This is a genomic window from Nocardia farcinica (genome assembly GCF_029867845.1).
Lineage (GTDB): Bacteria > Actinomycetota > Actinomycetes > Mycobacteriales > Mycobacteriaceae > Nocardia > Nocardia farcinica_A.
On record NZ_JARWRU010000572.1, the window covers coordinates 1 to 10886 of the forward strand.

Below are 10886 nucleotides of genomic sequence, written 5' to 3' on the forward strand. Positions count from 1 at the left end.
CCGGTCCACGGCCGAGCCTAACGTGTGATCGCCAGGCGCTCCCCGTCCTACCTCGTTTCCCGCGCCCCGCCTAGCCTTGCGGCTCTGCGTCTCGGCTCCGGGTCGGTGTCCGTGTCGCTCTGACCTGGAATAAGTTACGCAGGCATTCGGAAGGTGTCAAATCCGCAGGTGAGCCGGGGTGAATGCGGTGTGAACTAGGGTCGGACCGGCAGTGCCCCGGCGAATTCGCGGCGCACCCATTCGGAAACGAACCAATCGGGTGCTTCGGAGCGAAATCGTTCGCCGTCGAAAGAGCCCGCCCCCGTGGGGACGGCGCCGACGATGCCGACCCCGGTTACCCGGGGCAGATCCCGGCGGTTGCACGCGGCGGCCAGATCGGGTTCGGCGGGCCAGGAGCCGATGACCAGTCCGGCGCAGCGCACGCCCGCGGCCTCGAGGGCTCGAACCGTCAGCTCGCTGTGGTTGAGGGTGCCGAGGCCGGCGGCCGCGACGACCACGACCGGGGCGTCGAGTTCCCGCGCCAGATCGAGCAGGGTGAACTCCCCCATGCGCACGAGCAGGCCGCCCGCTCCCTCCACGAGGGTCAGGTCGGTGTCCGCGAGCTCGCTGACCGCGGCGGCCGTGGCGGCCAGGGTGAGCAGCGGCAGGCCGGCGCGGCGGGCGGCGGTGTCGGGAGCGAGCGGTTCGGGATAACGGGCCAGTTCGCGGGTGCGGACCGGACCAGCCAGCCGTTCGACGGCCGCGAGGTCGCCGGGCTCGCCGGGAGCGACACCGGTCTGGGCGGGCTTGCACACCGCGACCGACAGGCCGCGCGCGGCGGCCGTGGCGGCGAGCGCGGCGGTGACCACGGTCTTGCCCACATCGGTGGACGTCCCGGTGATCAACAGCGGGGTCACGCGGGCACCACATCCACCTCGCGTGCGCCGTTGTTCCTCCTCGCTTCTGCCAGCACCTCGCCGAGCACGGTGGCCACGGTGGCCAGCTCGTCCTCGGTGAGGTCGGCGCGGGCGGTGAGGCGAAGGCGGGAAGTGCCCTCGGGCACGGTCGGCGGACGGAAACATCCGACCCCGAGACCGCGGGCGAGGCAGGCCGAGGCGGCGTCGTAGGCGACCTGGGCGCGACCGAGCACCACCGAGACGACCGCCGAGTCCGGTTCGGGCACCCCGGCCACGCGGGCGATGGCCGCGGCATTGCGCAGCACGCGGTCGGCCATCCCGGGATCGCGGCGCAACAGCCCGAGGGCGGCGCGGGCGGCGCCGACAGCGGCGGGGGCGAGGCCGGTGTCGAAGATGAAGGTGCGGGCGGCATCGATGAGGTGGGCGCGCACCCGCTCGCTGCACAGCACCGCTCCTCCCTGCGCGGCCAGCGCCTTGGACAGGGTCGCGGTGACGATCAGATCGGGCTCGCCCGCCAGGCCGAGCTCGTGGACGAGACCACGCCCGCCCTCGCCGCGCACGCCGAGACCATGCGCCTCGTCGGCGATGAGGACGGCGCCGTTGGCGCGGGCGACCCGGTGCAGCTCGACCAGCGGGGCGAGGTCGCCGTCGGCGCTGAACACCGAGTCGGTGAGCACGAGGGCCCGCTCCTCGGTGCGCGCGGACAGCAACCGCTCCACTTCGATGACATCGCCGTGCGGGGCGATCTCCACCCGGGCGCGGGAGAGTCTGCAGGCGTCCACCAGGGAGGCGTGCGAGCCGGCGTCGGAGACGATCAACGCCCCGCGGCCCGCCAGCGCGGTGACCACGCCCAGGTTGGCGGCATAGCCGGAGGCGAACACCAGGCCCGCCTCGGCGCCGGCGAACTCCGCCAGTTCGGTCTCCAGCGCGATGTGGTCGGCGGTGGTGCCGGTGACCAGCCTGGAGCCGGTGGAGCCCGCGCCCCAGCGGCGGACCGCCGCGATCGCGCCTTCGATCACCTCCGGGTGGCGGGTCAGGCCCAGATAGTCGTTGGAGGCCAGGTCGATCGACGGCGATTGCGGCTGTCTCGGTCGCAGTTCGCGGCGCAGTCCGGCGCCGACGCGCGCCCGCTCCCGTTCGTCCAGCCAGCTCAGCGGATCGGTAGTCACAGCGCAGGAGCATACTTGAACAGCGTTCAAGTGACGGGCGGCATGCTCAACCGTTGAACCACTGCGGGGTGTCGAGGCGGAAGAGTTCGCCCGGAGCCAGCATGGCCAGATCGCTTTCGAGCGCGGCGAGCCGCTCGGAGCCGAGGGTCCGGGCCCAGCGGTCCCGGATGCGGTCGAAGGCGCGAGCGGAGCGGTCGAGCGCGTCGTGCGCGCGATCGGTGAGCGTGCACACCTTGCGCCTGGCGTCGCGGGGATCGACGCGCGAGCGCACGTAGCCGAGCCGTTCCAGGGTGTCGATGTGCTTGCCCGCGGCCTGTTTCGAGACGCCGAGCGCGCGCCCGAGATCGGCCGCGGTGCAGCCGTCCCGGCCACCGACACGGGCGATGGCCTGGAAGACGAACCCGTGCATGGGCCGCATCTCGGCATGTCCGTGCGCGGCGAGGTCGGCATGCACCTCATCGACCACGGCCCGGAAGGCGAGCAGGAATCGCAGGGGCAGTTCGTGACCACCCGCTGCGGCTCGGTTCGAATCACTTGACAAGATGGACAACCTCATTGACTATTCGGACATCGCCCATTCGGACAACCATGTTGTCGATCTTAGGAGCACATCCGCCATGACCGTCGTTCGCCATACCGAGACCCGTCGCACACAGACCCCCAACGGTGTGATGACCACGCTGGCCTCGCCCACCCTGGGCGGGGCGGCCACCGCCCTGTGGCAGGTGGAGGTCCCGCCGCACACCCACGGCCCGCTGCACGAGTTCGACGTCGAACAGATCTGGACCCTGCTCGCCGGATCGCTGGAGGTCGACCTCGGCGACGAGACGCACGCCCTGGCCGAGGGGGACACCGTCGTGCTGCCCGCGGGCGTGCGGCGGCAGTTCCGCGGCGGGCCGCAGGGGTACCGGGCGATCGTGACCGCCGCGGCGGGCGCGCGGGCGCGGACCCCGCAGTCGGACGCGGCGATCGTGCCCGCCTGGATCGCCTGACGCCGCTCGCGTGGCACGGGCCCGTCGACCGCCGCCGCGGATCCGACGCCCCTCAGGACCCGACCGTGTGGCACACCGCCCCGATGGCCGCGGTGATCGCCGCCACCTCGTCGGGCGTGCTGATGAACGGCGGCATGGTGTAGACGAGATCGCGGAACGGGCGCAGCCAGACCCCCGCGTCGACCGCGGCGGCGGTGGCGGCTCGCATGTCGACGGGCCGATCGAGCTGGACCACGCCGATGGCGCCGAGCACCCGGACGTCGGCGACGCCGGGGGCGGTCCGCAGCGGGTCGAGTCCGGCGCGCAGACCCGCCTCGACGGCGGCGACCTCGGCGCGCCAGTCCCGCGCGAGCAGCGCCTCGACGGAGGCGACGGCCACCGCGCAGGCCAGCGGGTTGCCCATGAAGGTGGGCCCGTGCATGAGCCCGCCGTGGGCGGCACTGATGGTCTCGGCGATCGCGGTGGTGCACAGCGCGGCCGCGAGCGTCAGGTAGCCGCCGGTCAGCGCCTTGCCGACGCACATGACGTCCGGGCGCACATCCGCGTGTCCGGCTGCGAACAGCTCGCCGGTGCGGCCGAATCCGGTGGCGATCTCGTCGAAGATCAGCAGCACGTCGTGCTCGTCGCACAGTCGGCGCAGGTCGGCGAGATAGCGGGGGTCGTGGAAACGCATGCCGCCGGCGCCCTGCACCACCGGCTCCACGATGACAGCGGCCAACTCGTCCGCGTGCGCGGCGACGGCGCCGGCGAGTTCGCGGACATAGGAGGACAGGTATTCGGCGGGCGGCGGGCCGACGAAGAGCTGTTCGGTGAGCACGTCGGTCCACAGCGCGTGCATGCCGCCCTCGGGGTCACACACGCTCATGGGCGTGAAGGTGTCGCCGTGGTAGCCGCCGCGCCAGGTGAGCAGCTTGCGCTTGTCCGGCCTGCCGAGGCCGCGCCAGTACTGCAGGCACATCTTGACCGCGACCTCCACCGAGACCGAGCCGGAGTCGCACAGGAATACTCTGTCCAGCCCGTCGGGGGTGAGTTCGACCAGCAGTTCGGTCAGACGCGCGGCGGGCTCGTGGGTGAGGCCGCCGAACATGACGTGGCTCATCCGCCCGGCCTGCTCGATCAGGGCGGCGTCGAGGGCCGGGTGGCGGTAGCCGTGGACCGCCGCCCACCACGAGCTCATGCCGTCGATCAGTTCCCGCCCGTCGGCCAGGGTCAGGCGCACCCCGGACGCGCTCGCCACCACCAACGGCTCGGTGGTGGCGGGGAAGCCGCCGTAGGGGTGCCAGACGTGGGCCGCGTCGACGGCGGCTATCCGCTCCGGGGTCAGTGCCGTGCGGGGCGGGTTCGTGGTCGGTGTGCCGGTGGCCAAGTCGGTCCTCGCGGGGTGTCGCGCTGCGGTCGCTCGCCCCGTCCGGGGCGACTTGAACGGTGTTCAAGTTAGCAGGCGGCACCCGCGACACGCAGCGCCTCCGGTTCCCGGATGTGAGCCTTGTGACGAGGTGCACGGCGACACGGCCACGGGGGCGGTTCGGCGCTACTGTCGTCTGCATGGCTCAGCCCGACCACGCGCCAAGCGATGTGACGCCCCTCGGCACCTGGCCGGGGACGGCCTATCCCCTCGGTGCGACCTACGACGGCGCAGGCACCAATTTCTCGCTGTTCACCGAAGTCGCCGACGCGGTCGAACTGTGCCTCATCGATCGCGACGGCGCGGAGACCAGGATCGCGCTGGAGGAGGTCGACGGCTATGTCTGGCACGCCTACCTGCCCACCATCGGTCCCGGCCAGCGCTACGGCTTCCGGGTGCACGGCCCCTACGAGCCGGAGCGCGGATTGCGCTGCGACCCGAGCAAATTGCTGCTCGACCCGTACGGCAAGGCCTTCGACGGGGAGTTCGACGGCGATCCCTCGCTGCACACCTACGGCCTGGACTCCCTCGGCCACACCATGACCGGCGTGGTCATCAACCCGTTCTTCGACTGGGGCGCCGACCGCCCGCCGAACCGGCCCTACCACGAGACCGTCATCTACGAGGCCCATGTCAAGGGCATGACGATGACCCACCCCGAGGTGCCGGAGGAGTTGCGCGGCACCTACGCGGGCATCGCACATCCGGCGGTGGTCGAGCATCTGAAAGCACTGGGCATCACCGCGATCGAACTCATGCCGGTGCACCAGTTCCTGCACGACCGGACACTGCTCGACCAGGGGCTGCGCAACTACTGGGGGTACAACAGCTTCGGCTACCTGGCGCCGCACAACGAGTACGCGGCCAGCCCGCGCGGCGGCGCGGCGGTCACCGAGTTCAAGGCGATGGTGCGGGCCCTGCACGCCGAGGGCATCGAGGTGATCCTCGACGTGGTCTACAACCACACCGGCGAGGGCAACCACCTCGGGCCGACGATCTCCTTCCGCGGCATCGACAACGCCGCCTACTACCGGCTGCTCGAGGACGATCCCGCCAAGTACATGGACTACACCGGCACCGGCAACAGCCTGAACGTGCGCCACCCGCACACGCTGCAGCTGATCATGGACTCGTTGCGGTACTGGATCCTGGACATGCACGTCGACGGCTTCCGTTTCGACCTGGCCGCGACCCTGGCCCGCGAACTGCACGACGTGGACAAGCTCTCCACCTTCTTCGACCTGGTCCAGCAGGACCCGGTGGTCAGCCAGGTCAAGCTGATCGCCGAGCCGTGGGATATCGGCGAGGGCGGCTACCAGGTCGGCAACTTCCCCGGCCTGTGGACGGAGTGGAACGGCAAGTACCGCGACACCGTGCGCGACTACTGGCGGGGCGAGCCCGCGACGCTGGGCGAGTTCGCCTCCCGGCTGACCGGTTCCTCGGACCTGTACGAGGCGACCGGCCGCCGCCCCAGCGCCAGCATCAACTTCGTCACCGCCCACGACGGGTTCACCCTGCGTGACCTGGTTTCCTACAACGAGAAACACAACGAGGCCAACGGCGAGGACAATCGCGACGGCGAGAGCCACAACCGCTCGTGGAACTGCGGCGTCGAGGGCCCGACCGACGACCAGGAGATCCTGGCGCTGCGCGCCAAGCAGCAGCGCAACATGCTGGCCACACTGATCCTGAGCCAGGGCACGCCGATGCTCGCGCACGGCGACGAGATCGGCCGCACCCAGCTGGGCAACAACAATGTGTACTGCCAGGATTCGCCGCTGGCGTGGATGGACTGGTCGCTGGCGCAGACCAATGCCGACCTGCTGAGCTTCACCCGCTCGGCGATCGCGCTGCGCACCGGGCATCCGGTCTTCCGGCGCAGGCGGTTCCTCGAGGGCAGGCCGATCGGGCCCAAGCACGACGTCACCCACGACATCGCCTGGCTGACGCCGGGCGGCGAAGAGATGACGGCGGCGGACTGGGACAGCGGATTCGGCAAGGCGCTGACGGTCTACCTCAACGGCCGCGCCATCCGCGAGCCGGGCCCGCGCGGCGAGCGCATCGTCGACGACTCGTTCCTGTTGTGTTTCAACGCCCACCACGACCCGCTGGACTTCGTGCTGCCCGGCCCCGAGTACGGCCTGCGATGGCTGGTCGAACTGGATTGCTCCAGTCCCGACGGCAGCGGCGGCGCGGTCTACGATGCCGAGGCCGTCCTGCCCGTGCCAGGCCGTTGCCTGCTCGTCCTGCGTTGCACCGAAACCGTGACCCTGCCATGACTCTGCCCGCCACCCCCGCACCCGCACCCCGCCCCGATGCCGCCGCGCCCGGTCGCCGGGTCAGACAGACGCCGGTGCGCAGCACCTACCGGCTGCAACTGCGCCCGGACGCGCTGACCTTCGAGGACGCCCGCGCCATCGCGGAATACCTGCAGCAGCTGGGGGTCTCGCACCTGTACCTGTCCCCCATCCTGACCGCGGCGCGTGGCTCCACCCACGGCTACGACGTGACCGATCCGACCACGGTGTCGGCGGCGCTTGGCGGCCCGCTCGGGCTCAAGGCGTTGTCGGACGAGGTGCGCACGCGCGGCATGGGGCTGATCGTTGACCTGGTGCCCAATCACGTGGGGGTGGCCGATCCCCGGCAGAACCCGTGGTGGTGGGACGTGCTGCGCAACGGGCGGGAGTCGGCCTACGCGAAGTTCTTCGACATCGACTGGAGCCCGGGCAACGGCGCGGGCGGGCGGCTGGCGCTGCCGGTGCTGGCCAACGAGAACGACCCGGCCGCGCTCACGGTGGACCGGTCGGGGCCCGAACCCATGCTGGCGCTGCACGATCTGCGCTTCCCCATCGCGCCCGGCACCGACGGCGACAATCCCCTGCGCATCCACGACCGCCAGCACTACCGGCTGGTGAGCTGGAAGGCCGGAGTGTGCACCTACCGCCGGTTCTTCGCGGTGAGCTCGCTGGCGGCGCTGCGCCAGGAGGACCGCGAGGTCTTCGACGTCACCCACCGGGAGCTGGCCGCCTGGTGCGAGCACGACCTGATCGACGGTGTGCGGGTGGACCACCCGGACGGCCTGGCCGACCCGGCGGGTTATCTGCACCGGCTGCGGCAGCTGATCGGACCGGACCGGCTGCTGCTGGTGGAGAAGATCCTGGCGAACCGGGAGCCGCTGGACCCCACGCTGCCGGTGGACGGCACCACCGGCTACGACGCGCTGGCCTGGATCGGCGGGGTGCTCATCGACCCGAAGGGCGAGCAGACGCTCACCGAGTTGTCCCGCCGTTACGCCGGGCACGGCAGTGACCGCGCGTGGATCGGCGAGACCGAACACCGCATCAAACGGGCGGTGGCCGAAAGCATCCTGGCCCCGGAGCTGCGCAGGCTGGTGGCCACCATCAAACGCGACGCTGGCGCGGATTCCTTCGACACGCTGGCGCTGACCAACGCGGTGATCGAGGTGCTTGCGTTCATGCCGGTGTACCGGGCCGACTACACGCCGCTCGCCGGCATGACCGGCGCGGTGATCGCCGAGGTGGAGCGCCGCAACAGCGAGCTGAGCGCGCCGTTGAAGGTGCTGGTCCGGGCGCTGGCCGTGGACGGGGAGGCGGCGACCCGGTTCGAGCAGGTGTGCGGGGCGATGACGGCGAAAGCGGTGGAGGACACCATGTTCTACCGCGCCGCGCGGCTGGTGTCGCTACAGGAGGTGGGTGGCAACCCGGCGCGCTTCGGGCATTCGGTCAACGAGTTCCACCTGGCCAACATCGAGCGGGTGCGGCGCTGGCCCGCCGGGATGACGACGTTGTCCACCCACGACACCAAACGCGGCGAGGACGTGCGGGCGCGCATCGGCGTGCTCTCCCAGGTGGCGGGGACGTGGGCGAAGGCGGTGGAGACCTGGCTGGAGCAGACCCCGCCGCCGGACGGCGCGACCGCGTTGATGCTGTTGCAGAACATGTTCGGCGTGTGGCCCGCCGACGGCAGACCGGCATCGTCGGTGTCGGGTCTGCGCGAGCGGCTGCACATGTACGCGACGAAGGCGATCCGCGAGGCCGGGCTGCGCACCTCCTGGGAGGACCCGGACGCCGAGTTCGAGACCGCCGTGCACGTGTGGCTGGACGCGGTGATCGACGGGCCGGTGGGCGCGGCGCTCAGCGACCTGACCCACGACCTCGCCCCGCACGCCTGGTCGGACTCCCTGGCGCAGAAGTTGTTGCAACTGTGCGGGCCCGGCATCCCGGATGTGTACCAGGGCTGCGAGCTGTGGGAGGACTCGCTCGTCGACCCGGACAACCGCCGTCCGGTGGATTTCCCCGCCCGCACCGGCATGCTGCAGTCGCTCACCGGCACACCGGCGCTGGACACCTCCGGCGCGGCGAAGATGTGGGTGGTGGCCTACTCGCTGTGGCTGCGCCGGGAACGCCCCGAGTGCTTCGTCGGCGGCACCTATCTGCCGATCTACGCGACCGGCGAGCAGGCCGAGCGCGTGGTCGGTTACGCCCGCGGCCGGGTGGGTGAGCCGCCGGAGGTGGTCGTGCTGGTCACCCGGCACAGTGTGGGCCTTGCCGAGACGGGCTGGGGCGACACCGCGGTAGACCTGCCGACGGGCGCGTGGACCGACCGGCTGACCGGGCACACCTTCCAGGGGCGCACCCGCGTGGAGCAGATCTTCGCGCGGCTGCCCGTCGCGTTGCTCGTGCGCTGACCAGCCAGGGTGCGCTGACCGGCGAGGTCGCGGCGGGCACATCCGCGTGCCGGAGCCGCACCGTGGGCCTCCTGGTTCGTCGTCGAACCCGTCGGTCCGAGTTCGCTCGCCGTTGAGCGTGCTCGCGGTGGGGCCGGTGTCAGGGAGTTCCGGGGCGGGCGTCGTTGCCCTGGCCGGGATCTCGGGTCGTGGTGGCCGATCGCGGGGTGGCCGATCGGCCGTGTGGTCAGAAGTGGTGGCCGAGGACGGCGTTCGGGTGGGCGTCCTGGACGATCGGCCGCGCGTCGTGGGAGATCTGCCGTGGTCCCCGTTCGCCCGGCCACGCGGTGTCGGTGAGGCGGGACGGAACGGGCTCGATCAGCTCGTCGGGTATGTGGCCGCCGAGTTCGGCCCGCCAGCGGATCAGGTTCTCCGGGCGATAGCCGGGGGCCTCGGCGGCCGTCGCGGCCAGCCGCACCCCGTGGTCGCCCTCGACCATCGGCCTGCGCCAGGAGTCGCGGTAGAAGCGGCTGCGGCGGGCGCCGAGGGTGCGCACGGCGCGGAGGAGGTTCAGCGCGCGATAGGCCGGGCCGAGTGAGTCGTGCGGGGTGTCGTGGCCAGGGACCCGGGCACACTCGCGGGTGAGGCAGGACAGGTGGTCGTCGTCGAAGGCCAGTCCCTCGGCGCGGGCTTCGGCGACCATCCAGCGCAGGGCCGCGTCGGACAGTCCGCACTCGCGGTAGCCGCCACCCACATCGCTGTGCACGCCGGCGAACCAGACCTGTTCGACGCGGGCGCGGTCGCCCCGGTGCTTGATCCGGCTGTGCTTGACGTGCAGCGGCACCGGCACCTGCCACAGGCAGGGTTCGAATTCGCGCCTGCGCTCGTCGAGGGCGAGCGCCTGCCTCGCACACAGCACCCATTCGGAGAGTTTGACGTCGTGGAAGCGGTGCCGCCGGGCGGTCACGCCGGGGACCCCGAGCGCACCGACGGTGTCGAACACGCCGAGGAAGTGGATCGGCGCCCGCCTGCTGTGCGCGGCGCGGAAGTCGGCCCAGTCCCGCTCGGCGAGCGGGCGCCCGCGACGGCCGAGGGGTGCGCCGCGCCTGCGGTACATGGCCAGCGCGGCCGGGTAGTGACCCGCGATCATCGACTGCGGGGTCATGATGCCGATGCGGTCGATCAGGCCGACCAGGCTGCGCGCGGTGAAGGCGCCGCGACTGAAACCGAAGACGAAGATCTCGTCCCCCGGTTCCCAGTTCACCGCCAGCTGCCAGTAGGCGGCCGACAGGTTGGCCTCGAGGCCGAGGCCGAAGGCGCCGCCGATCAGCCGGTCGGCGGCGAAGCCGCGGGCGCCGGGCCCGGAGACGTAGATGACGTGCTGGCGGATGCGCGAGCCCGCCGGGCCCCGCCCCTCCTTGCGCACCGTCTGCGCGATCTTGACGATATTGGACACGGCACTGCTGTGCTCGGCCTTCCAGGTCCCGTCGCAACACACCACCAGGCGTTTCATGCCCCCGAGTCTGCGCCGCGCGGCCGCCGGACACGCGCGTACCCGGCTACTCGAAACCGGTGTCGTGCGGTGGCCGTCGTCGGTCCGCCGCCCCGTCAACCGGTCTGGACAGAGGTTCGCGGGGGGGGGGGGGGGCCCCCCCCGCCCCCGCCCCCCCCCCCCCCCCCGGGGGGGGGGCCGCGGCGCCCGCCCCCCCGCGGGGGGGGGCGGGGCCCCCCCCCCCC

At 71.8% G+C, this 10886-nt stretch carries 8 protein-coding genes; 3 read left to right on the forward strand and 5 right to left on the reverse strand.

The features are described from left to right. Nucleotides 1-194: 194 nt before the first annotated feature. Genes bioD through QH283_RS12515 form a run of 3 tightly spaced genes read right to left on the reverse strand, consistent with a single transcriptional unit; the run spans nucleotide 195 to nucleotide 2606 of the window. Nucleotides 195-896, reverse strand: coding sequence for a dethiobiotin synthase (bioD, locus tag QH283_RS12505; protein ID WP_280503171.1), 702 nt, complete (start codon nucleotides 894-896; stop codon nucleotides 195-197). After that, entirely contained in the window at nucleotides 893-2065 is a 1173-nt protein-coding gene (locus QH283_RS12510) for an 8-amino-7-oxononanoate synthase (protein WP_280503172.1), read from the reverse strand. The genes bioD and QH283_RS12510 overlap by 4 nt, the downstream gene beginning before the upstream one ends. A 46-nt stretch (nucleotides 2066-2111) precedes the next feature. Continuing rightward, nucleotides 2112-2606, reverse strand: a complete 495-nt coding sequence (locus QH283_RS12515; protein WP_280503173.1) for a MarR family winged helix-turn-helix transcriptional regulator — start codon at nucleotides 2604-2606, stop codon at nucleotides 2112-2114. Between the two features lie 76 nt (nucleotides 2607-2682). Here QH283_RS12515 and QH283_RS12520 point away from each other — a divergent pair, with 76 nt between their 5' ends. Further along, nucleotides 2683-3057 (forward strand): cupin domain-containing protein, encoded by a 375-nt coding sequence (locus QH283_RS12520; RefSeq protein WP_280503174.1) that lies wholly within the window; start codon nucleotides 2683-2685, stop codon nucleotides 3055-3057. Between the two features lie 52 nt (nucleotides 3058-3109). Here QH283_RS12520 and QH283_RS12525 read toward each other — a convergent pair whose 3' ends face one another. Further along, complete coding sequence (locus QH283_RS12525; RefSeq protein WP_280503175.1) at nucleotides 3110-4423, reverse strand: adenosylmethionine--8-amino-7-oxononanoate transaminase; 1314 nt, start codon at nucleotides 4421-4423, stop codon at nucleotides 3110-3112. A 179-nt stretch (nucleotides 4424-4602) separates the two neighbouring features. Between QH283_RS12525 and glgX the strand changes: the two genes are divergently transcribed. Next, nucleotides 4603-6741 (forward strand): glycogen debranching protein GlgX, encoded by a 2139-nt coding sequence (gene glgX, locus QH283_RS12530; protein ID WP_280503176.1) that lies wholly within the window; start codon nucleotides 4603-4605, stop codon nucleotides 6739-6741. Next, nucleotides 6738-9170: a malto-oligosyltrehalose synthase gene (gene treY, locus QH283_RS12535; protein ID WP_280503177.1), complete on the forward strand. Its 2433-nt coding sequence runs from the start codon at nucleotides 6738-6740 to the stop codon at nucleotides 9168-9170. The genes glgX and treY overlap by 4 nt, the downstream gene beginning before the upstream one ends. A gap of 226 nt (nucleotides 9171-9396) precedes the next feature. On the opposite strand, the gene QH283_RS12540 is transcribed toward treY, so the two are convergent. Beyond that, nucleotides 9397-10662: a DUF2235 domain-containing protein gene (locus tag QH283_RS12540; protein WP_280503178.1), complete on the reverse strand. Its 1266-nt coding sequence runs from the start codon at nucleotides 10660-10662 to the stop codon at nucleotides 9397-9399. Nucleotides 10663-10886 lie beyond the last annotated feature (224 nt).